Raw genomic sequence first — 25,532 nt, 5'->3', positions numbered from 1 at the left:
GTCAGGGCCGCGTCAGCGTGACCTGGACGGCCGGCGGCGTGACCCGCACCATGGTCACACCGTCGGGGATCTGCACCCGCAGCGCCACCTGGTGCACGCCGGGCCCGAGCGCACCCACCTCGGCGATGGCCCGGACGTCGGCCACCCGCAGCACCAGCAACGGCTCCGGCCCACGGATCTCGACGTCGACCCGGGCCGGCGTCACGGCCGCCGTCCACCCGGGAGCCAGCCCCGAGACCACCACGTCGACGTTGCGCACCAGCACGACCCGCAGCGGCGCCTGCGCCGCCGGCCCCAGGGTCGTGCTCACGTAGTACCACATGGTCACGGCGATGACCAGCGACAGGGCCAGCAGCCGCATGCGCTCCGAGAGGACGGCTGCCCGCCAGTGCCTCATGCCGAGCGGGAGGCGCGTCGCCACGGCCACAGGGCCGGCGCGCGGGGGGCGGGCTGGGCCAGCAACCCCAGCAGCGCCACCTTCAGTTCCTCCTCGGAGAGCCCACGCGTGAGCTGGCCGTCCTGCGCCAGGGAGATCACGCCGGTCTCCTCCGACACCACCACCGCCACGGCGTCGGTGGCCTCGCTGATGCCGAGCGCGGCGCGGTGGCGGGTGCCCAGTGTCCGGCTCAGGTGGGGGTTCTCCGAGAGGGGGAGCAGGCAGCCTGCCGCGACCAGCCGGTTGCCGCGGATGACGGCGGCGCCGTCGTGCAGAGGAGTGTTGGGGAAGAAGAGCGTGATGAGGAGCTGCACCGAGACCTGCGCGTCGAGCTTGATGCCCGACTCGACCACGTCGTTGAGGCCGGTGCGGCGCTCCAGCACCATGAGGGCGCCGGTGCGCCGCCCCGACAGCACCCGGCACGCCCGCGCCACGTCGTTGACCAAGCGGATCGTCTCCTCGCGCCCCAGCTCGCCGCCAAAGCGCGCGGCGAACACCCCCCCGCGCCCGAGCTGCTCCAGCATGCGCCGCAGCTCGGGCTGGAAGATCACCAGCATCGCGATGGGGATCACCACCCCCAGGTACGAGAGGATCCACTGCAGGGTGGTCAACTGCAGCACCCGGCTGGCGACGTAGGCGGCGAAGAGCACGGCCATGCCCATCGCCAGCTGCACCGCGCGGGTCCCGCGGATCAGCCAGAGCACCTGGTAGACGAGCAGCGTGACGATGGCGATGTCGAGCAGGTCGCGCGCGTGCACCTGGGGCATCGTCGGCTCACGCCAGCAGCAGGGCCAGCAGCGCCTTCTGCGCGTGCAGGCGGTTCTCAGCCTGATCGTAGACGATGGACTGCGGGCCGTCGAGCACGTCGTCGGTGATCTCCTCGCCCCGGTGGGCCGGCAGGCAGTGCATCACCACGGCCGTCGGCTTCGCCCCGCGGAGCAACGCCGCGTTGACCTGGTAGGCGCGGAAGACCCGCGCCCGTGCGTCCCGTTCGACCTCCTGGCCCATGCTCGTCCACACGTCGGTGTAGACGACGTCGGCGTCGGCGACCGCTGCGGCGGGATCGGTCAGCAGCTCGATGGTGGCCCCCGTGGCCCCGGCGATGGCGCGCGCCCGCTGCACGACCGCTTCGGCCGGCGCGTACCCGCGCGGGGTGGCCACACGCACCGTCATCCCCAGCTTGGCCGCGCCCAGCAGCAGCGAGTGGCACACGTTGTTCCCGTCGCCGATCCAGGCCACGCGCACGCCCTCCCATCGCCCGAAGCGCTCCCCGATGGTGAGCAGGTCGCCCAGCGCCTGGCAGGGGTGCTCGTGGTCGGACAGGCCGTTGATGACCGGACACCGGGCGCTCGCGGCCAGCTCCACCACGGTGGCGTGGGCGAAGGTGCGGGCCATGATCGCGTCGGCGAACCGCTCGAGGTTGCGGGCCGCGTCGGCCACCGACTCGCGCACGCCCAGCTGGATGTCCTGCGGGCCCAGGTAGATGGCGGTCCCGCCCAGCTGGAACATCCCGGCCTCGAAGCTGACGCGCGTGCGTAGCGACGGTTTCTCGAACACCATGGCCAGGGTCTTGCCCGCCAGCAGGGGCGGGCGGTCGCCGGCCTGGAAGCGCGCCTTGAGGTCTGCGCCAAACCGGAGCACGGCGCGCAGCTCGCTGGGGCTGAGGTCGTCGACCGAGAGGTAGTCGCGGCCGCGCAGGGTCATGGGAGCGTACACGCCAACGAGCGCATCATGCCAGCATGATACTATACCGGCCGTGTCGCCCGCAGCCGGGCATGCCACGGCCCAACCGGCGGCCGCGTCAGGGCACCAGCCGGCGGGCGCCCAGGAAGCGCGCGGCGTAGTAGGGATCGGCCAGCGGGCTGGAGACCACGCGGCCGGCAGACGATGACACGTGCACGAACTGTCCGTCGCCGACGTAGACGCCCACGTGCGAGGCGCCCGGCGCATAGGTCGTGAAGAAGACCAGGTCGCCCGGCTGCAGGGCGGCGGGGTCGACGGGCGCGCCTACGGCGAACAGCGCGAACGACGTGCGGGGCAAGCCGGGCCACACCGGCGCGTACAGGAGCCATACGAGCCCGGAGCAGTCGACACCCTGTGCCGAGCTCCCACCCCACGTGTACGGCACGCCGACGAGCCGACGGGCGGCCGCCGCGATCTGGCGAGCATGGACGGGCACCGCACGGTCCTGCGGCGTGGGCGCCCCGGGCGGCGGTTGCCACACGCCGTCGCCTGGTGCGGGAAGGGAGGATGGCGGACCCAGCAAGATCTCCACCGGCACTGCAGGCGCCGACACCTGCAGCGCCTGCGCCGGGGCCCTGGACACCGCTGGGGGCGAGGGCGCTGCCCCGGCCGGGATTACCGTATCGCCCCTCCGCGGCGACCGGGTGTGCGTGCGGCCCCCGCTGGGCACGATGCCCCCCGCCGGGGGAATCCGCAGGCGCTGGCCTGCCCGTATCCTGGTGGGATCGGCCAGACCATTGACAGCGGCCAGCGCATCGATCGTGACGCCGTAGCGGCGTGCGATGCGGTAGACGGTCTCGCCGGGCTGTACCACGTGCACCCGAGGCGCCCTGTCGCCAGGCGCCGCCAGCGCCGGGGCCACCGCACCAACCATTGTGACGGCCAGGACGGTCGCTCCAGCTGCGAGCATCGCGAACCGACACCCCCGACGCCATCCACCCGCGGGGTCCCCGGCCGATTTCGAAGGGGCGCACATGCAACCTGCGGCTGCGCGTCGTGCGGCCGCCTCGACGGAGCGGGCCGACCAGGGAACGGGGTAACGGTCAGGCGTGGGCGTACGCGACCTCCGGTACTCTGCAGTGTCATGAGAACTGTACCCCCGTCGTGCCGCCTTCAGACTCCCTACGCCCAGCCGGCGGGTGCCTGCACGTCGTCGGACGAACAGGGAAATCCCCGGCGACAGGACAACTCATGTGCCGAGGGGGTGATCTATGCCTGAGCGCGCCGGTCCGCGCGGCATGACGCTGCTAGAGGTGCTCATCGCCGTCATGCTCCTTGGGGCGACCGCGGTACTGGTGTTCTCCGCGTTCGCTGTCGCGCTGCGCGCGGCCGCCCTGGCATCGGGTCTGCACACCGCCACGAGCCTGGCCGAAGAAGCACTGGCCACGCTGGCGGCGGCACCCTGTGGGTCGTCGTTCCACGCGCAGGTGCCGTCTGACGTGGAACTGCATGGCCTGCGGTTCCACCGCCGGACGACCGTGCAGCGCGTAGGCTCTCGCCTCTGGGAACTGACGGTACACGTCACCTGGACCCAGGCCCGCCGGCCACGGACCGTGACGTTGACCACGCTCCGCCACGTCTCGGCGGCCTGCGACTTCGTCGGGCAGTGACGCCGTCGTCCCTCGGCCGGACGCGATCCGCGAGCGGTGCGACGCCGACCCGGGCGGCGGGTGGGAGGGCATGGGGTGCCGGCGTTCGCGGCCTGACCCTGCTCGAGATCGTCATCGCCGTGGCGCTCGGCGCGGTGGTGGTCGGGCTGGTCGGGTCACTGCTGGTGGCCGGCCTCAACATCTGGCGCCGCGGTCGCGACCTCCAGGAAGCCCAGGCGCATGCTGCCGTCCTCGTCGACGCGGTGGCGCGGGACGTGCGCAACGCCAGTCAGACCCCGGGCGTGATCGTACAGCCGCGGGTGCCCGTCGACGACGGTGAGCCGGTCCTGGCGGTCATGCCGGCCGCCGGACCGGAGGCGAGCGGCGAATGGATCGTCTACGTGTTCCGCCGCGGTCGCGGCGAGGTGCTACGGCAGCGCTACACGGCCGACGCCCAGGGACGCATGGTCCAGCAGGGTAGTCGCATGGTGGCCACCGGCGTCGTCGGCTTCACCGTGGAGCCTGCCGATGGCGGCGTCACGGTCGAGGTCGAGGTCCGCCGCGGCCGCGTCCGGGGTCAGGCGCGCACGACCGCGGCGCCGCGCAACCCGTGACCCGCGGCGCCGGTCCCGCAGCCCCTTCCCTGTCCGGAGACTGCGCCGGGCGTGCCCGCGCTGTCGGGCCCCGGGCCTGTACGCTGCGTCGCCGCTCGCCCGTGCGGTGGTGGTCATCGGGTGCGGCTGCCCGTGCTTTGCGGCCCGGAGGGACTCTCGCCGGCGCGGTCGTGGTCATCAGGACGCCTGCGGCCCGTCGTGCTCGTCCAGACGGACCATCGTCACGCCGTCGCTCGCCGCCGCGAGCACGAAGATGGAGGCGTTGGGGACGCCGACGGTCGGGTAGTCGTCCAACGGCAGCCCGCGAGCCCACAGGTACAGGCACCGGACGAGGGCGACGTGGGTCACCGCAGCCACCGGGCGTCCCGCGGCCTGGCGCATGATGCGCTGCACCGCGTGCCGCGCACGCGTCTGGACGTCGACCAGCGACTCACGCCCCGGTAGGCGCAGGAGGCTTGGACGAGTCCGCCAGAGCTGGAACTCCACCGGGTACCGGGCCGCCACCTCGTCCTCGAGGAGCCCCTCCCACGGCCCCATGGCCATCTCCGCCAGCCCGTCCTCGATCCGCACCGGGACCCCGAGCGCCCGGGCGACGATCTCGGCGGTCTGCCGCGCCCGCACGATCGGGCTCGTGTAGACGGCCGCAATCCCCAGGGCCCGCAGCCGCTCGCCTGCCTGCGCCGCCTGCGCTTCGCCCTGCAGGGTGAGCGTCTCGTCGCTGCGTCCCGCGTACCGGCCGACGAGGTTGGACGCCGTCTCGCCATGCCGGAGCACGTAGAGCGCAGGGCGCGGGCCCGCCGGGGTACGGTTCATGGCGACCCCCGGCGCGCGCGCCGCACGACGCCCAGCGCGCGCAGACGTTGCTCGGCCTCGTCGAGGACGCGGTCGAAGCCCTGCTGGGACCGCACCCAGTGCACGTAGTCGGCCACGCTCTTCTCCGGCGGATGCCGGGGCGTCCATCCCAGCGCCCGAAGCCGCGTGATGTCCGACACGATGTGCCTGGTGTCGCCGAACCGGTAGTCCCCGGCCAGCTCGGGGGCCAGGTCGCTGCCCACCACCGTCCGCACGATCTCCGCGAACTCCAGGGCCGTGTACGGTCGGCTCCCGCCCACGTTGAACACCCCGTCGACGACGTTGGGATGCGTGAGGAGCAACATGGTGGCCGTCACCGCGTCTTCGATGTTGACGAAGTCTCGCAGCTGCTGGCCGTCCTCGTAGACCCTGGGCGCACGGCCGAGCAGGTAGCTCAGGCTGAAGATGCGACACGCGCCAGAGTAGGCGTTGTGGAACGACTGACGCGGCCCCTGCACGATGGAGTAGCGCGCCACGACGGTCGGGATGCGGTAGCGCTGCCCCAGGCTCCGGGCGATGAGTTCCTGCGTGTACTTGGAGATCGCATACTGATTCTGCGGGTTGACCCGCTGCTGCTCGTCGCTCGGGACCGGAACCAGTACCTCGCCGCACTCGGGACACTGGTGGTCCCACCGGCCTGCGGCCAGCTGCTCGTCGGTACGGATGTCGGGATAGTAGTCACGCCCCGCCGCTGCGCCGGGACAGGACGGGTTCTGGCACCGGTGCCGTCCTTCCCCGTAGACCGCCTGGGACGAGGCCACGACCACGCGCTGCACGTCCAGGCGCTGCTCCACCACCACCTCGTACAGCAACGCGGTCCCCACGCTGTTGACGTGGAAAAACGTGCTGAAGTCCGGAAGGTAGTCCTGGTAGGCGGCCATGTGGACGACCGCGTCGACGCCGGGAAGCGCGCGTGCCCACGCACGCTTGTCGCGGACGTCTCCCTCGACGACCTCCGCGTCACGGGGAAGGTACGATGGACGCCCGCTGGCATGCACGGGCGCAGCGAAGCTGTCGAGGATCCGGACCTCGTGCCCCGCCGCGAGAAGAGCATCCACGGTGTGGGAGCCGAGGAACCCCGCCCCTCCCGTCACCAGGACCCTCAACACCTCACCTCCTCGGCCCGGTCGGCCGGCGTACCAGGGTGAGGGACGTTGGGGGAGCCGTCAGCGCTTGCTGTACTGGAAGGCCTTGCGGGCGCGCTTGTGACCGTACTTCTTGCGTTCCTTGATGCGCGCATCGCGGGTCAGCAGGCCCGCCTGGCGCAGCGCCGCGCGCAGGCCCACGTCCATGCGCACGAGCGCCCGTGCGATGCCGTGGCGGACAGCCCCCGCCTGCCCCGAGATGCCGCCGCCGGTCACGGTGGCGTGGACGTCGACGCGTCCCTCGACGTTGGCCACCACCAGTGGCTCGCGCACCATGACCTGCAGCGGGATGGTGGGAAAGTACTGCTCCATGGGCCGGCCGTTGACGAGGATCTGCCCCGTGCCGGGAAGCAGCCACACCCGCGCCACCGCTTCCTTCCGGGCCCCTGAGGTGAGCGCCAGCACCTGCGTCGTCACGACCCCTCCTCCGTCCTCTCCCCGCCCTGCATGGGCCGCCGCACCGCCCCGGCGTTGCGCGGCAGGTTACCCGCGGGACAGCGGCACGGGCCGCTGGGCCGCGTGCGGGTGGTCCGGCCCGCGGTACACTTTCAGATGCCGGAGCAGCCTGCTGGCGAGCCGGTTCTTGGGCAGCATCCCCTTGACGGCCTCGACGATGATCCGCTCGGGCGCCTTCTGCAGCAGCACCTCGTAGGGGACCTCCTTGAGCCCGCCGGGATACCCGGAGTGGCGGTACAGCCGCTTCTGCTGCAGCTTGCGGCCCGTCAGGCGCACCTTTGCGGCGTTGACCACCACCACGAAGTCCCCGCCGTCCTGGTGCGGGCTGAACGTGGGCTTGTGCTTGCCGCGCAGCAGCGTGGCCACCCGGGCAGCCAGCCGCCCCAGCACCTGGCCGTCGGCATCGACGAGATACCAGGTGCGCTCCAGTTCCGCTTCGCGTGCCACGAAGGTCTTCATCGTCTGCATCAGGGACGCGGGGACCGCACAGGCCACCTGCGGACCAGGCGTAGTCTATCGGGCGCATCCTGGGGATGTCAAGGCGAAGAGTGCTGGGCGACAGTGACGACCGCCCGGGCGGACGAGGGAATCCCTCGCAAGCTGGTCGTCGACCACACCCTCAAGGAGGCGCATCTTGTTGCGCCATGACCGTACCCGCAAAGTACGCCACCGTGCGGACGATACCCTCTGCGAACCGGATGCGCGGCTCGTAGCCCAGCCGCGCCCGGGCCCGGGTGATGTCGGCCAGCGTGTGGCGCACGTCACCGGGCCGGGGCGGGGTGTGGACGCGCGCCACCTCGCGCCCCACCGCCCGTTCGATGGCGGCGGCCACGTCCAGCAGCGTCAGCCGTTCGCCACAGCCGACGTTGAACACCTCGCCCCGCAGGTCGGGAGCGTCGGCGGCGCGCAGGTTGGCGTCCACCACGTTGTCCACGTAGGTGAAGTCGCGCGACTGCAACCCGTCGCCGTGCACTTCGAGGGGCTCGCCCCGCAGCGTCCACGTGATGAACCGGGGGATGACCGCGGCGTACTGCGAGCGGGGGTCCTGCAGGGGACCGAAGACGTTGAAGTAGCGCAGCGACACCGTCGAGAGCCCGTAGACCCGGGCGAACGCCCGGCAGTAGGCCTCGCCGGCCAGCTTCGAGGCCGCGTAGGGCGAGACCGGCGCCGGGGACTGGTCCTCGCGCTTGGGCAGCGTCGGGTCGTCGCCGTAGACCGACGACGACGAGGCGTAGACGACCCGCCGCACGCCGGCCTGGGCGGCCGCCAGCAGCACGTGCAGGGTGCCCGTGGCGTTGTGCGCGTGGGCGCCCTGCGGATCGTCGACCGACCGGGGCACCGAGCGCATCGCCGCCTGGTGGAAGACCACCTCCACGCCGGCGCACGCCTGCCGGCAGACCTCCAGGTCGCGCACGTCGCCGTGGAGGATCTCCACCGGGCCCACGCGCACGCGGTCGCCCGGCGCCGGCTGGGGCACGGGCTGGCCCAGGACGTGCGCCAGGTTGGCGGGCGTCCCCGTCGAGAAGTTGTCCAGGACCCGGACCGGCTGGCCACGCTCCACCAGGGCGCGCACGAGGTGCGCCCCGATGAAGCCCGCGCCGCCGGTCACGAGGTAGCGCGGCACCGGCGTCTCCTTTGCGCGTACTGGGGTGCGCGTCAGTCTAGGCTGCTCTCCACTGAGAATACTGCCCACTGGAGTGGGAATTATCCCTGATCCCTTTGATCCCTTGATCCCTTGATGTTCCCGACCCCGCATGACCCCGCCGGCGCGCGGGAGGCGCACCGACGGAGACTGGTGCGCCTCGATCTCGGCGGGGTGCTTCCCCGGGTCACCGGCGCAGCGCCGGCAGCAATAGACACGTTTCAGGCCATGCGGTTCTGCACTCGGTCGCCCTATCCTCGGGCGCACCAGCCAACGATGAGGGCTACCCCAGCTCGATCGCCGACGAATCGCCCAGGTTGATCCGCGCCGCCCGACCGACGACCGAGGCGTTCTCCCCGATGATCGACCGCTCCAGGAGCACGCCGTCGAGGGAGGCGGCGGCGTTCACGATGCTGTCGCGGACGACCGAGTGGACAACCCGGGCGCCCTCGGCGATGGACGTGAAGGGACCGATGACCGAGCCCTCGATCTGCGCAGTGGGATCCACGTAGGAGGGCGGGATGACCACCGACCCTGCCGGCACGGGCGAGGCGATGCCTTCCGCGGCCAGCAGTTCACGGTTGGCGACCAGCACGGCCTCCGGTGTTCCGCAGTCGTACCAGCCGGAGATGGGGAACGTGCGCATCACCTCGCCCGCGTCGACCATCATCTGCAGGGCGTCCGCCAGCCAGTACTCGCCGTTGACCATGCGACCTTCCCCCACGAGGCGCTCCAGGCACTCGGCCAGCAACCGCGGGTGGCGGATGAGGTAGACCCCAACGATGGCCAGGTGGCTGGTGGGGTGCTCGGGCTTCTCCACCAGCCGGCGCACGCGGCCGTCGGTCACCTCGACGACGCCGAACCGGCGGGGGTCCAGCACCTCCTGCACGCCGATGGCCGACTCCGCCAGGGCCAGGACCTGGGGCAGGTCGGTCTTGAGCACCGTGTCGCCCATGACGATCAACACGCCGTCGCCGTCGAGGTGCTCGCGCGCCACGTAGATGGCGTGGCCATTGCCCAGCGGTTCCTTCTGCTCCACGAAGTGGACGCGGAGCCGGTAGCGGCTGCGCACGAACTCGGCGATCTTCTCGCCCAGGTGCCCGACGACCAGCACGACCTCGTCGATCCCCGCGGCCACCAGCTCGTCGAGGATGTGCCCGAGGATCGGCCGGCCCGCCACGTGCATGAGGGCCTTGGGCTGCGTGTGGGTGTGCGGGCGCAGGCGGCGCCCGACGCCGGCGACGGGGATGATGGCTTTCATGGCTACTCGTCTCTTCTGCCCGAATGCCCGGGATCCTGTCGACGACGGTCGGCCGATGCCTTCAACGTGTCGCGATCGGGTCGGCGCCAGAGATAGCGATGCTTTGTGAAGTAGTACGCCAACGCCACGGCATGCCGGCCGGTCAGCCAGCCAGGACGGCGCCGTGTGACGCGTTGCTCGTGGTGCACGACAGTTGCCTGCGGCACGTACCACACTTCCCAACCCGCTTGCCAGACGCGCAAGCAGAAATCCACGTCCTCTGGCCCGTAGAAGATTCGCTCGTCCAGGCCGCCGGCTCGGCGAAATACAGCGGGCCGAATCAACTGGCAGGCTCCGACCACATAGTCCACCGGCATGGAAGTGGAGCGATCGACGTCCAGCATCTCCTCGTGCACTACCCAGGGCAGTCGGCGCTGCAAGCGCAATGGCAACTGCCTCCCGAGTTTGCCGGGCAACGTGGGAAACCGCCGGCAGCTACACTGGACGGTGCCGTCGGGCGACACCAGTCTCGGGCCGGCGAGGCCAACCGAGGGGTGTGCCTCCATGAAGGCGACAAGAGCGGACAGACTCCCCGGCATCACCTCGGCGTCACTGTCTAGGAAGAGCACATAGCGGCCGCGTGCCATCGCAAACCCCTGGTTACGAGCGCGCGCCACGCCCTTGTTCCAGGGGTTACGGACGACGAGGGCATCAGGCAGAGTCGCCGCGGCCACCGTCAACGATCCATCCGTTGACCCGTTGTCAACTACGACAACCTCAATCGCCAGTGATGCGGCCTCGCGCCTTAGGGCTGACAAGGCCGACGCTAGAAACCCAGCAGAGTTCCATGTAACCATCACGACGGAGAGAGTTGGCATCGGCACGGTCATCGGATTCCCCGCGACGATCGTGCCGTGGCCCACACCCTGCTGTAAAATTCTTCGTAGCGGTCGATGATTCGCTCCCACTCGAACATGTGCCGATGGGCCTGCCGCCCCTCCTCGCCCAGGCGACGCCGCCGATCGTGGTCCTCCAGGAGGTCGCGAAGGATTCTCGCCATCTCCTCCGCCGTGTTCACGACGAGGCCTCCTGCTAATTCCGTAGCGTTGCCAACGTTGTAGGAAACAAACGGTACGCCAGCCGCCATCGCTTCCACCAAGGTCAGAGGGGCAACCTCAAACCTCGACGTCAGCAGCACGACGTCCGCCTCCCGGTATGCGGCTACCACCTCACGACGACACAGACCGCTCAGCAAACGCACGCGCCCGTCACGCGCTGCAGCTCGCTGGCAGGTCTCCCAGCACGACCGACCGCCCCGAGGCGGCCCGCCGATGATCACGAGCGTCGCGTCCACGGCTCGCAGGGACGAAAACATCCTCAGGAGAGCGTCATGCCCCTTGACTTGATAATGATTTCCTACGTGTAGCAGCATATATTGTGTCGTAATGTTATGACAGCGGCGGAACCCTGCAGGTGCGCTCTCGAACTCTGCGCTGTCGGCGCCGTTGGGTATCACCGCCTGCATAACAGGGCCCCATCGACGACAGAACCGTGTGTCTGCTGTGCTCGTGCTGTGACATATCACCGCATCGTAGTCGCACAGCTGTCGGGCCAACATGCGGTAGTACGACCAGTATACGATGCGCCGGGGACCGTGCAGTCCGGAAAACCCGCACGGTGCCAGCACGCGCGCCGCCCGCAGGTCCCGCAATAGCGGTAGTGCGGCATCTGTAGGCCAGACCTGTGCCGCGTAGTTCAGCACAACGTCAAATGACTGGCGTCGCAACCACTCCTGGTACTCAGCTACCTGACCTCGCAGGCCGCGGGCAAGGTTCCCAGCAACCCGAAACGAGACCACCTCAACGCCATTGAGTCGACCCAACGACCGATCGGGATCCTCGCCGGTGGCGACCACTACCTCATGACCCCGGGCAGCCAATCCCTCGGAGATGCGCTGCACCACTCGCTCGGCACCGCCGACTCGCGGATGGTAGAATTCAACCGTATGGAGAATCCTCATGCTACCGCCCCTCGACATGCCGCCACGCTATCGGCCCCCGGGGCGGAGAAGCAGCCGCCGCACCGACCCGGACTGCGCAGTGCGGCTCCTCCGGCAGTGGAAATCAGCGGTGCACTCCTCGTGCGCAACGGCCTTCTCAACATCATTGGTCAGGCGCTTCCCCTGGTCGTCGGCATGGTCAGTGTGCCCATCATCCTCCGCGGCCTGGGGACAGAACGCTTTGGACTCCTCGTCTTTCTGTGGACGGTAACCGGCGCGCTGACCATCTTCGACTTGGGACTGGCAAGTGCAGTGACGAAGTTCGTCGCCGAGGCGCTGGGACGCGGTGATACGCGTGCCGTGTCGCAACTGGTCTGGACGACTGTTTTTGGACAGGTCCTCGTCGGGCTCGCCATCTCGGGTATCATGGCGCTGTTGACGCCTCTGCTGGTTCTACACGTACTGCGCGTGTCCTCCGCTATGCAGATTGAGGCTATCGTGGCGTTGAGACTGGCAGCTTTCCTGCTTCCACTGATGTTCGTCACCAACTCGCTTCGCGGAACGCTCGAAGCCGCGCAGCGATTCGATATCGCCGCATTGGCCAAGGCTGCCTCCAGCGCGTCGTCCTTCCTGGTTCCAGTCATGGGCGTCGCGGCCGGATGGCTCCTGCCTCCGATCACGCTCGCTCTCCTGGCTGCACGCGCGACGCTGGTCATCGCTCTTCTCGTTGGGGCCGTCCGGGTGCTGTCCCTCACAGTACCGGTGAGTCCGTTGCGAGGCAAGGACATCGGGCGTCTCCTGGGATTCGGTCGCTGGGTGATGATCTCCGGACTTGCAAGCGTCATGCTGACTTATGGGGATCGTGTCATCATTGGGACGCTGCAACCGATGGCGGATCTGGCGTACTATGCAGTACCGGCCGAATTGATTGCGCGGCTGGGCCTGGTAGCGGGGAGCATGGCCGCCGTGCTGTTTCCTGCATTCAGCGCCCTGAGCGGCAACCACGATCGGGAGCGGCTGGCCTTGCTGTTTGTCCGGGCGATAAGACTGGGGCTCTTAATCACCGGACCAATTTTCGGGTTGGCGGCGGTGTTGGCCCCCGATCTCCTCAAGGCATGGGTTGGAGCTGGCGTCGCCGTCCATAGCACTTCCGTGCTGCAACTGCTTGCGGTGGGGGCGGCGTTTCAAGTAATAGGCGTAGTGCCGATGACGCTGATTCACGGCATCGGCTCTCCGGAGGTGGCAGCCAAGCTGCACGTCGTTGAGGCACCCCTCTATGTGGTGGCGTTGCTCTGGCTGGTGCATGCGGCCGGTGCTAACGGAGCCGCAGCCGCTTGGTCAGGCCGTTTTGTGCTTGAGACTGCAATACTATTATGGCTATCGAAACGGTTGCCCCTGTTCGCGGGGATGGACTTACGAGGTCCGCTGCAACACGTGGCGGTACCGGTAGTAGTCGCGTGTGTGACCTGGAGCATCGTCTATTACTGGCTGCCCGTACCGACGACTCACCGTGTCGTCGGTATCGCCATAGTGCTGCTCGTGCTCATCTGGTGGACGTGGGCGAGGACCCTGCACCCTGGCGAACGGGCGGCCGTAACGAGGCTGCTCCGTCTATGACCGCCGCTCGCCCAACCCCCTTGGTGCATCCATGACCGCGGGGAGCCCCTCTAAAATGGACACGTCAGCGGTCGAAGTAACGACGAGCAGCGCCTGGAGAGCACGCATCGTGCGTGGCCTTACGGTGGCACTAATCCTGTCCCTGTGGACGCATGCGGTTCCGCAGATCAGAATACCTCTGGCTAGTGGCGCGCCGCTTCCCTACCTTTTCGCTATACCACTCGCGCTTGTGGTGGCCATACAAGTCTTTCGCCGTCCTCTGCACGTGAGCACATCAGACGCGGTTGCATTCCTCGCCGCGCCCGCATTGCTTTCCCTTGGGACAGTGGTGAGTTATGTCGTCAACGCCGGGAAGGTCCCGCTCGAGGCCGCGTGGCGGCCGGCCCTCCTGCCATTGGCAGTACCCGTTCTCACCCTGGCGCTCACGCACACACCCCGGGCACTGGTATGGAACGGCCTTACCGGGACCTTGCTCGCGCTCCTGGCGTACGGGATCGTAGGGTTCTATACCGGTGTAATCGGAGAGCCAGACCAACATGCGCTCGGGTATTTTGGAATTCGGTATACGGCATCCACCCGCAATGCCGACGCACTGTATTTCCTCTTGCTGTTTTTCCACCTGATATTCTTTGCTAAGACCGTGGCGGCACGGGCCGTCTGGATATGGACCATCCTGACGGGGATGACGACGGCAGCTATCGTGCTCTCCCAATCGCGTGCCACTTGGCTTAGCCTTCTAGTTGGCCTGGCGGTGGTGTTAGCGGGGCTCGCTCGGGACAGGCTGTTACACCGTGGAGACGTCCTGCGGCTGTTCGCGATCGGCTGCACGGCAATTCTCGCAATTCTCCTTGCGGACATCACCGTAACATCTCCGACTTTACCATTCGATCAACCAGCAACCATCAAGGAGCGATTGTACAAACGCATGACTGTGATGCGATTGGAAAATCGAGAAGAGAATGTGCCAGACCGTATCAAGTTACTTGAGCTCGCAACGCGACAGATCGCCACCCATCCTCTCACCGGTATTGGGCCAGGACGAGTGCCCGCGGTCGTGCAAGACATCAATCTCCGCGCCAAGACCGCTAACCACGTGGAGAATTCCTTTTTGCAGGCGTGGCTCGATGCCGGGCTTTTGGGTTTCGTTGGGTTCACGACCCTGTGGGGCTGGTTGCTTCTGCGCCACTTGGCGGCCGACACTCCAGCGAAGGAACGCATCCGGGACCTGTGCATCAAGGGATTAGCGGCTGCGTTCGTGATCTGGGCCACCTTCAACGTGCTGTTTGACAACCTCACCTTTTGGGTCTTCCTGGGGTTGGCTGCCGGATGTCAGGTGCACCGACCGAGATGGTCGGCTTCCGCATGAGTGCACCCCTGGTATCCGTCGTGGTGCCCATGCACAACGCCGCTGCGACCATCGAGGGTGCCGTGGCTAGCCTACTGCAGCAAACCTGGCGGCCGATGGAAATCATCATCGTGGACGACGGGTCGTCGGACGACTCGGTAGCCATTGTAGAACGCATCAAGAATCCCTGTGTCCGTGTGTTCCGGCAACCCCACGGCGGCGTGGCCAAGGCCCTAAACTTGGGATGCAGCCACGCGCACGGGATCTACGTCGCGCGGTTGGACGCCGACGACGTCGCTCACCCAGAGCGCCTCACGGTGCAGGTCCACTACCTGGAACGACATGCCGATGTCGGCTTGGTCGGAAGTTACGCCCGCCTAGAAACCTCGGACGGCCGTACATACCAGTTCCAACCCCCGACGCAGGACCACAGTCTTCGACGTTATTTGCTGTGGGACAACCCGTTCGTGCACAGCTCCGTGATGTTCAGATATGCCGCGTACCGCGAAGCAGGAGGTTACCCGGAGGGGCCCAATGAGGACTATCGACTGTGGATTCGAATGGCGTGCAGGTGGAAGCTAGCGGTGATCCCCCGGGTGCTGGTCACATACAGAGTCCTCCCCCACAGCTACAGCCGTCGACCACGCGCGTGGGCACTGCGTGCGCGCCTGGACGCACAGCTTGAGGCCGCCAGGCTCCTAGGGCGGTGGTGGGAGGCCATTCCGCCGCTGGCTGCGACCTGCGGGGCCTACATGCTGGCACGGGCGTACGGGCCGGCGGACGCAGCCGTCGGCACACTTACCCGGCGCATAACAGCACATGCTCGCGGCATCCAGAAGCTCCGATAGGCGGCTTATGCCCGGCAGACTCTGACGCGTAGGAACCATGAGGCGCTACATCACGCATCCGTACTACTGGCGCCGCGCAGCCATGCAGCTCATAGAGTGCCTTACCCGCCAGATGCACGTTGAGACACATCTCGACAGAACGATCGCACACGGCGTGCTTCCGGTGATCCCTCAACAGCCAGGCGGTCGAGCCGCGGGCATCCGACTGTTGTACGTGGCTCCCAGGTTCGACTATGGTAATCCCGCACGTGGCTACTCCTACGAGGAAAACCACTTCCTGCCGGTCCTAATGCAACTAGGGTTCGCTATCATACGCCTCGACTCCCTCACACTGGTGCGCACCTTCGGCCGCCAGCGTGCGGGAGATCTCCTCGTGGAGGCCGCATTTCGCCTAAGACCGGACATAGCATTCTTCGTCCTTTTCAAAGACGACTTTCCGCCGGACGCGGTTGAAGAGCTCCAACGCCTGGGCTGCGTGACATTCAACTGGTTCACGGATGATCACTGGCGATTTGACTCATTCTCACGACGCTGGGCACGTCATTTCTCGTGGGCGATCACGACCGATCCGCAGGCCGTGCCGAAATACCATGCCGCGGGCATGCCGCGGGTGATTCGTTCACAGTGGGGCGTCAACCACAGGCTCTACCGCCCGCTCGACAGGCCAAGACGCTTTCCCATAACGTTCATCGGTCAGCCCCACGGCAACCGCCGGCAAGTCATCGCGCGCCTGCGTGCCGCCGGCCTCCCGGTGAAGACATTCGGGTACGGGTGGCGGAGTGGCAAGATCTCCACGCGGCGGGCCGTGGAGATCATCAACGAGACCGAAGTAAACCTCAACCTGTCTAACGCCTCGGTCGGAGGTGTGGACCAAGTGAAAGGTCGAGACTTCGAGGTCCCCGCATGTCGTGCTCTCTTGATCACGAAGCACGTGCAAGCGCTTGCCGACTACTACGAACTCGGCCGGGATATTCTCGTATACGACACCGTGGATGATCTCATCGAACGCATCCGCTGGGCGCTCCAGCACCCCGCGGACGTCGAGCGGATGCGCGAAGCTGCCTACCGCCGCGTGCTTGCGGAGCACACCTACGAGCATCGGTTTCAAGAGATTTTCTCGCGCGCAGGCATCCTGAGCTAGACCGTCAATACCTCGTTCCGGGCCTACGCGACCGCGCTTGCAACCGCCTGCCCTCGGTACGGTACCAACTGATTGTGGCCTGCAAACCCTCCCGCAGGGACACCGCCGCCCGAAAACCGAACTTCTCCCAGGCCCGGGAGATCTCCAGTCGCCTGCGGCGCTGTCCGGTCGGTTTTGACGTATCCCAGCGTACCAGGCCACGGAATCCTGTAAGATCGGCAACAAGGGTCACCAGACCCTTGATGCTGATCTCCTCGCCCGTTCCGAGATTGACGGGATGAGGATCATCGTACCGCTCCGCAGCCAACAACAGGCCGCGCGCAGCGTCGTCCACATAGAGGAATTCACGCGTCGCTGTTCCATCGCCCCATACAGTAATCTCATCATCGCCTCGCTCCACGGCTTCGACACACTTTCTGATCAATGCCGGGATCACGTGCGACGTCTCGAGATCGAAGTTGTCACCGGGGCCGTAGAGATTGGCAGGAATGAGCGTGATACTCCGCAAGCCGTACTGCTGCAGATAGGCGTGGGCCATGACCACCAGAGCGCGTTTGGCGATGCCATAGGGTGCGTTGGTGGGCTCCGGATAACCCCGCCATAGGTCCTCCTCACGCAACGGGACCTCCGCATCTTCCGGATAGGCACACGTTGTGCTCACAAGGACGAGCTTACGCACGCCCCCGTGGCGTCGCGCCTGCTCCAAGACGTTTAGCCCCATCGCCATGTTTTCGTAGAAAAAGCGGCCCGGATTGTCCCGGTTGGCACCAATACCGCCCACAGCAGCAGCAAGATGGAAGACTACCTCGGGGTTCGCTTCAGCAAACAGCCGCGCCGCCGCCGTGGCATCGGTGAGATCGTACTCGGCGCGCCGCGGGACGCACACCCTGGCACCGGCGCGCCGCAGGCGATCTACCAACACCCTGCCGAGGAAGCCCCCGCCTCCCGTCACAACAACCGACATCCCGTGCCAGGAGTCCACCGAGGTCACAGCTGGCTATCTCCCCAGGGCGTTCGGCGCCACTTCACGGGTGGTCTCATCAACCGTAGTGGGACATCCCCGGAATAATCCGCCTGGCGCAATGACCGCTCGGCACGTGCAAGCTCAAGATCATGCTCGACCATGATACGGACCATGTCAGAAAAACTCGTCCTCGGCTGCCAGCCCAGTACGCGCGCGGCCTTGGACGCATCACCCTGCAAGTGGTCCACATCAGTCGGCCGGAAGTACCGGGGGTCTACCACCACATGCTCCCGCCAGTCGAGTCCCAACAAGCCGAAAGCCGCGTCCAGGAACTCGCGTACAGTCCGCGACTCACCGGTGGCAATCACGAAATCATCGGCCTCGTCGTGGTGGACGATCCGCCACATGGCCTCCACGTAGTCAGGGGCATAGCCCCAGTCACGTTGCGCATCCAGGTTGCCAAGGTACAGTCTCTCCTGAAGACCCAAGACGATCCGAGTGGCTGCTCGTGTGATCTTCCGACTGACAAATGTCTCGCCGCGCCGTTCGCTTTCATGGTTAAACAAGATACCATTAGACGCGAACAATCCGTATGCCTCACGGTAGTTGACGGTGATGTAGTGGCTGAATACCTTAGCGGCGGCATACGGACTGCGGGGAGCGAAGGGTGTGCGTTCGTTCTGCGGGGCAGGAGCATTACCAAACATCTCCGAAGAGCCTGCTTGGAAGTACCGCACGGCCCGGCCCGTACGTTGCTGGTAGTCGCGCACGGCCTCCAAGAGACGCAGGGTTCCAAGAGCAACCACGTTGGCCGTGTACTCAGGCTGATCAAATGACACGCGAACGTGCGACTGCGCCCCAAGATTGTAGACCTCATCAGGTTGAATCCGCTCCAACAGCACCCGCAAGTTCGTGCCATCCGTGAGATCGCCGTAGTGTAGGAACAATCGAACACCGGGTTCATGAGGGTCCCGGTACAGGTGATCGAGGCGGTCGGTGCTGAACGTAGAAGCCCGGCGGATCACGCCGTGTACCTCGTAACCCCGGGCAAGCAAGAACTCCGCTAGGTACGAGCCGTCTTGGCCCGTAATGCCCGTAATCAATGCCTTCGGCACGCCGCGTCCCCTCGCCTAGGGTTCCAGGTGTCCTGACCGCCTTGCTCTGCAATCGCCCCTACCGCTCCCGCAGGCTCAACACCACGGCAAGCGTGCGTAGCAGGATCGTCGCGTCCAGCAGCGGCGAACAGTGTTTGACGTAATACAAATCATACTCCAACTTCACCAGCGCGTCTTCCAGCGACCGCCCGTACGGGTAGTTCACCTGCGCCCACCCGGTCACCCCGGGCCGGACCGCGTGCCGCGCGCGGTAGAAGGGGATGTGGCGGTCGAGCTCGGCGACGAACTCGGGGCGCTCGGGGCGGGGGCCCACGCACGACATCTCGCCGCGGAGCAGGTTGAGGGCCTGGGGCAGCTCGTCGACGTGAAGCCGACGCAGCCACCGGCCGATGCGGGTCACCCTGGGATCGTCGGGTTGCGCCCACTGCGGCCCGTCGTCTTCGGCGTCGACGCGCATGGTCCGGAACTTCGTCAGTACGAACGGTCGACCGCCCCGCCCGATGCGCACCTGCCGATAGAAGATCGGGCCGGGCCCGTCGAGCCGGATGAGCAAGGCGACGGCCGGCAGCACCAGCACGAGCGTCGCGAGTCCCACGAGGCCGATCACGAGGTCGGTGAGCCGCTTCACGACGGCGTAGATCCGGTGGCTGCCGTGGCCGACGGGGAGGACCACGTGCAGGTTGGTACCGGCATGGGCGAGCGGGACGCGCCCGGTCAGCCGCTCGCAGACGACCTGCATCTCGCTGACGTGCATCCCCCGTTCCCGACAGTCGATGAGGGCCTGTACCAGCGCCGGGCTCAACCGGTCCCGCTGCGTGATGGCCAGGACCACCTCGCTCACACCGTGCTGTTCGGCCACTCGCACCAGGTCGTGCGACGTGCCGAGCACCGGCAGCCCCTGCACGGCGGCCGGCTGGTGGCCGACCGCGTCGTCCACGAATCCGACCGCCGTGTACTCGACGCCGGCGTGGGCGCGGATTACGTCCACCAACGTCCGGCCTGCCTGCCCCGCGCCAACGATCAGGAGGCGGTGGCGAAAGGTGGGTTGCACCAACAGTCCCGCATACGCGGTACGACCGACGGCGACCAGCCCGAGCATCGCGCCGACGAACAACAGGGCGGTGAGGCGCGACTGGTGGAGCGGGGGCGTGATGTAGGGAATCAGCAGGTACGCGGCAGTCGTGGCCAGCGCGGTCGCCCCAGCCGTGCTGACGCCCGAGGCGATGCGCGACGCCCGCTGCAGGTCGTAGGTGTCGAGCAGGAACGCGAAGACCACCCACAGCCCGCCCAGCAAGAGGAACCACCCGCGGTCGCGCGCCACGGTCGTCCACGACAGGGGCGCGCCGAACCGCAGGTGGAGCACCAGCAGCAAGGCCGCCACGATGGCGGCCATGTCGGCGAGGAACAGGATGATCTTGCGTTCGGAGAGCCGCAGAGCCAGCGTCCTCGCGCCCGCGATCCGCGCCTGGGGCGTGGCAGCGCGCACCCCGGTGGGCGTGACGGACGACGAGTACGACTCGGGCATGAGCACCTGCGGGCGTTGTATTCTCGCCGGGTGGCAGGATCACCTGCCGAGGACTGTGCCTGGAGACGTCGCGGTGCTGCCCTGGCGAGGTTCTTTTCGTCCAGGTGTTGCTGCCGTCGGTCGAGAACTGCCTTCCCGTGCGCTCGGCTTGGCTCTTCGACCGCGTGCTGCTGTGCACCGTGCTGCTGTTCTCCGCCGGGCTCGCCCTGCCGGGGCTGCTGCTCCTGGCCGTGCTCCTCCCCGTCCGCGCCGCGCGCGGCACGTGGGGAGGCGGTGCACTGCGGCGTCCCCTGGTCTTCCTGGCCGCGGGCGTCATCGTATCAGCCCTGGCGTCACCATGGAGAGAAGCGAGCCTGGCACCTACCGTCCTGTTCCTGGCCACGTCGCTCGTGTCCACGACGGCGGCCGGAGCCTACGGGGCAGGCGGTGGGACGGTGGCGGCGCTGGTGGCCGCCTGGATCGCTGGCGCGGTACCCGCGGCCCTCGCCGGCCTGGCGGCTGCGGTGTCCCGGCCGGGCACCCCCGCGACGCTACCAGGCCTTGGAGCCAACGGCCTGGGCACGACGCTGGCGCTGGCCGCGTCCATGGCGGTGGCCGTCGCCGTGGGCGACCGCTCGCGATGGCGATGGGCTGCAGCGGGCGTTGGGCTGCTACTGGCGGGAGGGCTCGCCGCGACCTACGCCCGGGGCGCCTGGGCGGCGCTGACAGCCGGCAGCGCTGTCGTCGTCCTGGCGGTTCCTGATCGGCGGCGTCGCTGGCGCCTCGCGGGGGGACTCGCGCTCGTCCTGGCGCTGGCCGGTGCCGCGGCCTGGCAGTGGCCGCCGTTGCGCCAGGAGCTGGCGTCCATTCCGAACCTGGCTGCCAACCGCAACCGGTTGGTGCTGTGGGCCACGTCCGTCCGCATGTTCGCCGCGCATCCGGTGCTCGGGACCGGGTTTGGCACCTTCCAGCACGCTTACGCGCGCTACCGGCCTCCCGACGCGCCCGAACCCGAGCCGCCGTTTGCACACAACCTGGTGCTGAACTTCCTCGTGGAGACTGGCGTGGTGGGTACGGCAGGCCTGGTCACGCTCTGCGGCGCAGGCCTTCGGGCCGCCTGGCGCTGGACGGTCCGCAGTCCCTCGGGCTCGCGCGAGCGCACTGTGGCCACCGCGGTACTGGCCGCCCTGGTGACGCTCCTGGTGACGCAGATGTTCGACGGCACGGTGCTTTCGGTGCACCTGGGGTTTGGCTTCTTCGCCCTGCTGGCGCTGGCGGCGGATGCCGGGCGCGCAGGGCACGTGCGGCGCCGGGACGGCGCTTGACAGATGTGGTCTCGAGGATCACAATAATTATGTAGTTCACAGCACCACAATACCATATCCGAGGAGCGCGATGGGCGCGAGAACCGTCGGGATTCGGGAGGCCAAGGCCCGGTTGAGCAGACTGGTGGACGAGGTCAGCCGGGGCCGGGAGTGGATCATCACGGCGCGGGGCAAACCGGTGGCCAGGCTGGCGCCGGTCACGCCCGCATCGCTGTCGCTCGCGCAGCGGATCAAGCAGTTGGAGGACGCCGGAGTGCTCGAGCCTGCCCGTCCCGCGGAGCCGCTGCCGCCGCCATTACCGCTGCGAAGAGGGCTCGCGCTGCGGTGGCTTCAGGAAGCGCGGTCCCGGTGGGACCTGCCACGACGGCGGCTTTGGGGAGAGCGGTCACCGTGAGATCCGCAACCGAGGTCGTCCTCTACTGGGACACCTCGGCGGTGCTGGCGGCGCTGTTTCGCGACGCCCACAGCGTCGCGGCGCACCGATGGGCCCAGCGGCCGGGGCTCCACCTCCTGTCGAGTCTGGCGTGGGCTGAGGCGCATGCGGTGATCGGCAGAGCTAGCAGGGAGCGTGCGCTGCCGCCCGTCCTGCTCACCGCAGCTCGCGACGTGTTGGAACGTGGGCCCTGGCGGCGTGTGCGTGCCTCGCCCGACTGGGCGCTCGTGCGTACCCTGTCGACGCGATGGCCGCTACGAGGCGCTGACCTGTGGCACCTCGCCACCGCGAAGACCCTCCAGGCAGACCTGCCCGAAGTGCGGGTCCTGTCGTTCGACGCCCAGCTGACAGCAGCGGCAAAGGCAGAAGGGCTCGGTCTCGGGTAGACCGCTCACCACCGCGGCCGGCCGACCTCGGGGAAGCGGCGCAGCGCCTCCTCGATGGCCGCTTTGATTCGGGCCAGCCCCGCTTCAGTGGTCGCCTCGGCCCGCAGCACCAGCACCGGCTGGGTGTTGCTGGCCCGCACGAGCCCCCACCCGTCGGGGAACAGTACCCGCGCGCCGTCGACGTCGATCACCTGGTGGTCGCGCTTGAACTGCTCGACCAGCGCGGCCACCACGGCGAACTTCCGGTCGTCGGGACAGGCGACGCGCACCTCGGGGGTGACGGGGTACTGGGGCACGTCGGCCAGCAGCGCCGACAGCGGCCGGTCGGTGTGGGAGAGGATGCGCAGCAGGCGGCCGGCGGCGTAGACGGCGTCGTCGAAGCCGTAGTACTCGTCGGCGAAGAACATGTGGCCCGACATCTCGCCGGTGAAGACGGCGCCGATCTCGCGCATCTTGGCCTTGATGAGCGAATGCCCGGTGCGGTAGAAGAACGGCCGGCCGCCCAGCCGCTGGACCTCCTCTACCAGGGCCTGCGAGCACTTCACCTCGACGATGACCTGGGCGCCGGGGTAGCGGGGCATGATCTCGCGCCAGTAGAGCACCATGAGGCGGTCGCCCCAGACGATCTGCCCCTGATCGTCGACGACGCCGATGCGGTCGCCGTCGCCGTCGAGGCCGATGCCGACGTCGGCGCGCTCGCGGCGCACGGTGGCGATGAGGTCGGCCAGGTTGTGGGGCTCGACGGGGTCGGGATGGTGGTGGGGAAAGCGCGGGTCGGAGTCGCAGTAGAGCGGGACGAGCTCGACGCCCCAGTCGGCGAAGACCTGCGGGGCCACCAGGCTGGCAGTGCCGTTGCCGCAGTCAAGCACGACCTTCACCCGGCGCGGCCCCAGGCGGATGCGCTCGCGCAGCATCGCCCGGTACGGCCCAGTCGCGTCACGGGACTCCACGGTGCCGGCGCCGTCGACGAACGGTCCCTCCACGGCCCGCCGCCGGATGGCCTGGATCTGGTCGCCGTACAACGTGCCGAACCCGCCGGCCAGTTTGAAGCCGTTGAACTCGGGAGGATTGTGGCTGGCGGTGACCATGACCCCGCCGTCGATCTCCCAGTGGACGCGGGCAAAGTAGAACGTGGGCGTGATCACGGTGCCGATGTCGAGCACCCGGCAGCCGGAGGCGGCCAGGCCCTCGGCCACGGCGGCGGCCAGCGCGGGCGAGTGGGTGCGGTTGTCGCGGCCCAGCACGACCGCCTGCCCGGCCAGGCCGCGCTCGGCGGCGTAGGCGCGCGCGATGCGCCGGGCGACCTCGGGGGACAGTTCGGTGCCGACGACCCCTCGAATGTCGTACTCGCGGAAGATCTCGGCAGCGATGCTCATGGCCACGTCCTCACCACGGTCCTCCCTCTGCTCCCGGCGGCCGAAATCGCCTCGAACGACGGGACACCATCACGGCGTACCGACGGCGCCGCGGCGCCACGGGCGGACTCCACCGGTCATTGCTGGCGGTACCCGCCGCTGCAACGATACCAGCCGGAATCCCGACTGACGGCACGACGGGTGGACTGCCACCGGTCATTGCTGGGGCTCGAAGGTGCGCATGGGCAGCGGCGTGCGGGGCACGAACGGGTCGCCTCGCGGGGGCAGGCCGAACAGTCCGACCTCGAGCACGACCTGCTGGCGCATCTGGCGGTAGCCCACCACCACGTCCACGCAGTCGCAGACCCACCGGACAGTGTAGTCGATATCCTCGAAGGCGGCCAGCCGCGTGTTGTACACTGCGGCCAGGCCCAGCTCCCACCGGGGCGCCACGACCACGCTCACGGACGCACTGTACTTGGTCTCGGCCAGGGCGGCGTTCCAGGCGACGCCGGCGGCGATGCGGTAGCGGTCGGGCACCACGCGAGCCACGCGCACGCTGAGAGTGTCGGCGGGGTCTATGACGTCGATCTGGAGCGGCGTGACGCCGCGCACCACGTCGCGGCCGTAACCCAGGGTCGCGGTCGTGAACCGGTCGAGGCGGTAGGTCAGCGTGGCCCCGTACGAGGCGACGGTCCGCACCGCGCCGGTGCCGTAGGCGGAGAAGCGGATGCCCGCAACGGCGGCCACGGTCAGCCGCTCGCCCAGCGGGAAGACGTCGGTGACCAGGCGAAGCTGGCCGTCGAGGCGCGTCGTGGCGGTGCCGGTAGCGAGCTCACTGTACCAGCCGCCGGTCACCGTAGCGGTCCACGAGAACGGCAGGCCCGCCAGGCGCGCGCTGGCGGTGGCCACCTGCACCTCGGCCACGTCGTACCGCAACCCATCGAAGCTCGGGCGGTCGTCCACGGTCTGGGTGCGGCCGACGCGAAACGATGCGGTGTAGCGGGGCCCGTCGTAGGTGAGCGTGGCCAGGCCCGCTAGGCCCGTGAGGGTCCCGGCCCGCAGGTGGACGCGCCCGCGAGCGGCGCCGACGCGCAACGGGAACCGGTAGTCGGCCCAGAAGCCCTCGACGGCGTTGGCCCCGAAACCCGGGAACTGCGTGCGCACCTCCGGGGGCTGCAGCGAGATCTCGTACCGGGGAAGCGTCACCAGACGTCGGGTGCCCAGGTAGAGGCTGGCGTCATGCGCGACGACCTCGCGGTCGGGGACGATCTCGATGCGGCGGGCGACCACGCGGAAGAGCGGCTGCGCGGGGTCGCAGGGGGTCACCGTCGCCTCGTGCGCCACCAGCAGCGTCGGCGCCGCCTCCAGCCGCTGTCCGCGCAGGTACACCCGCTGCTCGAAGTGCCCCTCGACCGGCTCGAGGACGCCCTGCTCGGTGCGGCTGTTGTACGTCAACGCCGCGCCCCGTAGCTGGCGGCCCTCGGCATCGACCAGCAAAACGCGGCCGCGCGCGGTGACCACGCCGGTCCGCAGGTCCACGCGGGCGGCGTCAGCGGTCAGCCGGTAGCGGCGGAACATGGCCCGAACGTTGCCCTGCGCGGTGACGACCTGCTGGACGGCGTCATAGGTGATGACGTCGGCCTCCACCGTGATCGGGATCGGTTGGGCGCTGGCGCGTCCGGCGACGATTAGGACCAGCCCGAGCGCCAGCAACAGGCTCCACCGCACACCACACCTCTCCGAGCGGTCGCAGTCCCGTGGTCCTCAGGTGCGGGCTCTA

26 protein-coding genes are annotated in these 25,532 nt (G+C 68.2%); 9 read left to right on the top strand and 17 right to left on the bottom strand.

From position 1 onward, the window contains the following. Position 1: 1 nt before the first annotated feature. The 4 genes from QN157_10440 to QN157_10425 all read right to left on the bottom strand — a co-directional run bounded on the left by QN157_10440 (position 2) and on the right by QN157_10425 (position 2,999). Positions 2 to 361, bottom strand: a complete 360-nt coding sequence (locus tag QN157_10440) for a hypothetical protein (protein MDR7556015.1) — start codon at positions 359 to 361, stop codon at positions 2 to 4. A gap of 32 nt (positions 362 to 393) precedes the next feature. After that, the gene (cdaA, locus tag QN157_10435; protein MDR7556014.1) at positions 394 to 1,203 is read right to left on the bottom strand and encodes a diadenylate cyclase CdaA; all 810 of its coding nucleotides are present in this window, start codon (positions 1,201 to 1,203) and stop codon (positions 394 to 396) included. 7 nt (positions 1,204 to 1,210) lie between these two features. Then, on the bottom strand, positions 1,211 to 2,140 hold the full coding sequence (gene argF / locus QN157_10430) for an ornithine carbamoyltransferase (protein MDR7556013.1): 930 nt from the start codon (positions 2,138 to 2,140) through the stop codon (positions 1,211 to 1,213). A 97-nt stretch (positions 2,141 to 2,237) separates the two neighbouring features. Then, the gene (locus tag QN157_10425; protein MDR7556012.1) at positions 2,238 to 2,999 is read right to left on the bottom strand and encodes an NlpC/P60 family protein; all 762 of its coding nucleotides are present in this window, start codon (positions 2,997 to 2,999) and stop codon (positions 2,238 to 2,240) included. Positions 3,000 to 3,390: 391 nt separating this feature from the next. Here QN157_10425 and QN157_10420 point away from each other — a divergent pair, with 391 nt between their 5' ends. Next, positions 3,391 to 3,789, top strand: coding sequence for a type II secretion system protein (locus tag QN157_10420; protein ID MDR7556011.1), 399 nt, complete (start codon positions 3,391 to 3,393; stop codon positions 3,787 to 3,789). A 119-nt stretch (positions 3,790 to 3,908) separates the two neighbouring features. Beyond that, positions 3,909 to 4,382, top strand: a complete 474-nt coding sequence (locus tag QN157_10415) for a hypothetical protein (GenBank protein MDR7556010.1) — start codon at positions 3,909 to 3,911, stop codon at positions 4,380 to 4,382. A 177-nt stretch (positions 4,383 to 4,559) separates the two neighbouring features. Here QN157_10415 and QN157_10410 read toward each other — a convergent pair whose 3' ends face one another. The 8 genes from QN157_10410 to QN157_10375 form a co-directional block, all read right to left on the bottom strand. Then, the gene (locus tag QN157_10410; protein ID MDR7556009.1) at positions 4,560 to 5,195 is read right to left on the bottom strand and encodes a histidine phosphatase family protein; all 636 of its coding nucleotides are present in this window, start codon (positions 5,193 to 5,195) and stop codon (positions 4,560 to 4,562) included. Further along, the gene (locus QN157_10405; protein MDR7556008.1) at positions 5,192 to 6,343 is read right to left on the bottom strand and encodes an NAD-dependent epimerase/dehydratase family protein; all 1,152 of its coding nucleotides are present in this window, start codon (positions 6,341 to 6,343) and stop codon (positions 5,192 to 5,194) included. Before QN157_10405 ends, QN157_10410 begins: the two co-directional genes overlap by 4 nt. Before the next feature lie 57 nt (positions 6,344 to 6,400). Beyond that, positions 6,401 to 6,796, bottom strand: coding sequence for a 30S ribosomal protein S9 (gene rpsI / locus QN157_10400; protein ID MDR7556007.1), 396 nt, complete (start codon positions 6,794 to 6,796; stop codon positions 6,401 to 6,403). Between the two features lie 66 nt (positions 6,797 to 6,862). Then, positions 6,863 to 7,294 carry a 50S ribosomal protein L13 gene (rplM, locus tag QN157_10395; GenBank protein MDR7556006.1) on the bottom strand — a complete coding sequence of 144 codons (432 nt, stop codon included), beginning with the start codon at positions 7,292 to 7,294 and terminating at the stop codon, positions 6,863 to 6,865. A gap of 160 nt (positions 7,295 to 7,454) precedes the next feature. Further along, positions 7,455 to 8,459: an SDR family oxidoreductase gene (locus QN157_10390; GenBank protein ID MDR7556005.1), complete on the bottom strand. Its 1,005-nt coding sequence runs from the start codon at positions 8,457 to 8,459 to the stop codon at positions 7,455 to 7,457. 301 nt (positions 8,460 to 8,760) lie between these two features. Beyond that, positions 8,761 to 9,738: a sugar phosphate nucleotidyltransferase gene (locus QN157_10385; protein ID MDR7556004.1), complete on the bottom strand. Its 978-nt coding sequence runs from the start codon at positions 9,736 to 9,738 to the stop codon at positions 8,761 to 8,763. Positions 9,739 to 9,740: 2 nt separating this feature from the next. Next, on the bottom strand, positions 9,741 to 10,595 hold the full coding sequence (locus QN157_10380) for a glycosyltransferase family 2 protein (GenBank protein ID MDR7556003.1): 855 nt from the start codon (positions 10,593 to 10,595) through the stop codon (positions 9,741 to 9,743). An 8-nt stretch (positions 10,596 to 10,603) separates the two neighbouring features. After that, entirely contained in the window at positions 10,604 to 11,149 is a 546-nt protein-coding gene (locus tag QN157_10375; protein ID MDR7556002.1) for a glycosyltransferase family 4 protein, read from the bottom strand. Between the two features lie 489 nt (positions 11,150 to 11,638). Here QN157_10375 and QN157_10370 point away from each other — a divergent pair, with 489 nt between their 5' ends. The 4 genes from QN157_10370 (at position 11,639) to QN157_10355 (ending at position 16,667) form a co-directional block, all read left to right on the top strand. Then, a complete protein-coding gene (locus tag QN157_10370; GenBank protein MDR7556001.1) occupies positions 11,639 to 13,333 on the top strand; it encodes a flippase in 1,695 nt (564 codons plus the stop codon). Between the two features lie 265 nt (positions 13,334 to 13,598). Beyond that, the gene (locus tag QN157_10365; GenBank protein ID MDR7556000.1) at positions 13,599 to 14,699 is read left to right on the top strand and encodes an O-antigen ligase family protein; all 1,101 of its coding nucleotides are present in this window, start codon (positions 13,599 to 13,601) and stop codon (positions 14,697 to 14,699) included. Further along, the gene (locus QN157_10360; GenBank protein MDR7555999.1) at positions 14,681 to 15,526 is read left to right on the top strand and encodes a glycosyltransferase; all 846 of its coding nucleotides are present in this window, start codon (positions 14,681 to 14,683) and stop codon (positions 15,524 to 15,526) included. The genes QN157_10365 and QN157_10360 overlap by 19 nt, the downstream gene beginning before the upstream one ends. Before the next feature lie 37 nt (positions 15,527 to 15,563). Further along, entirely contained in the window at positions 15,564 to 16,667 is a 1,104-nt protein-coding gene (locus tag QN157_10355; protein ID MDR7555998.1) for a glycosyltransferase, read from the top strand. A gap of 4 nt (positions 16,668 to 16,671) precedes the next feature. Here the strand turns inward: QN157_10355 and QN157_10350 are convergent, their stop codons facing one another. The 3 genes from QN157_10350 to QN157_10340 are packed head-to-tail and all read right to left on the bottom strand — an operon-like array spanning position 16,672 to position 20,271. Next, positions 16,672 to 17,658, bottom strand: a complete 987-nt coding sequence (locus tag QN157_10350; GenBank protein MDR7555997.1) for a GDP-L-fucose synthase — start codon at positions 17,656 to 17,658, stop codon at positions 16,672 to 16,674. Continuing rightward, positions 17,655 to 18,746, bottom strand: coding sequence for a GDP-mannose 4,6-dehydratase (gmd, locus tag QN157_10345; GenBank protein ID MDR7555996.1), 1,092 nt, complete (start codon positions 18,744 to 18,746; stop codon positions 17,655 to 17,657). Before gmd ends, QN157_10350 begins: the two co-directional genes overlap by 4 nt. A gap of 58 nt (positions 18,747 to 18,804) precedes the next feature. Beyond that, complete coding sequence (locus QN157_10340) at positions 18,805 to 20,271, bottom strand: sugar transferase (protein ID MDR7555995.1); 1,467 nt, start codon at positions 20,269 to 20,271, stop codon at positions 18,805 to 18,807. A gap of 104 nt (positions 20,272 to 20,375) precedes the next feature. On the opposite strand from QN157_10340, the gene QN157_10335 reads away from it, so the two are divergent. From QN157_10335 to QN157_10325, 3 genes are all read left to right on the top strand, one after another. Continuing rightward, positions 20,376 to 21,575, top strand: a complete 1,200-nt coding sequence (locus tag QN157_10335; protein ID MDR7555994.1) for an O-antigen ligase family protein — start codon at positions 20,376 to 20,378, stop codon at positions 21,573 to 21,575. A 70-nt stretch (positions 21,576 to 21,645) separates the two neighbouring features. Next, on the top strand, positions 21,646 to 21,969 hold the full coding sequence (locus QN157_10330) for a type II toxin-antitoxin system prevent-host-death family antitoxin (protein MDR7555993.1): 324 nt from the start codon (positions 21,646 to 21,648) through the stop codon (positions 21,967 to 21,969). After that, complete coding sequence (locus tag QN157_10325; GenBank protein ID MDR7555992.1) at positions 21,966 to 22,394, top strand: type II toxin-antitoxin system VapC family toxin; 429 nt, start codon at positions 21,966 to 21,968, stop codon at positions 22,392 to 22,394. Before QN157_10330 ends, QN157_10325 begins: the two co-directional genes overlap by 4 nt. 5 nt (positions 22,395 to 22,399) lie before the next feature. Here QN157_10325 and QN157_10320 read toward each other — a convergent pair whose 3' ends face one another. Both QN157_10320 and QN157_10315 read right to left on the bottom strand, forming a co-directional pair. Further along, positions 22,400 to 23,770 (bottom strand): phosphomannomutase/phosphoglucomutase, encoded by a 1,371-nt coding sequence (locus QN157_10320; GenBank protein ID MDR7555991.1) that lies wholly within the window; start codon positions 23,768 to 23,770, stop codon positions 22,400 to 22,402. 195 nt (positions 23,771 to 23,965) lie between these two features. Then, positions 23,966 to 25,480: a hypothetical protein gene (locus QN157_10315; GenBank protein MDR7555990.1), complete on the bottom strand. Its 1,515-nt coding sequence runs from the start codon at positions 25,478 to 25,480 to the stop codon at positions 23,966 to 23,968. Positions 25,481 to 25,532 lie beyond the last annotated feature (52 nt).

Source organism: Armatimonadota bacterium (assembly GCA_031459855.1).
Lineage (GTDB): Bacteria > Sysuimicrobiota > Sysuimicrobiia > Sysuimicrobiales > Humicultoraceae > Fervidifonticultor > Fervidifonticultor primus.
Note: the sequence above shows the minus strand (reverse complement) of the source record. Positions and strands in the feature narration are given on the sequence as shown.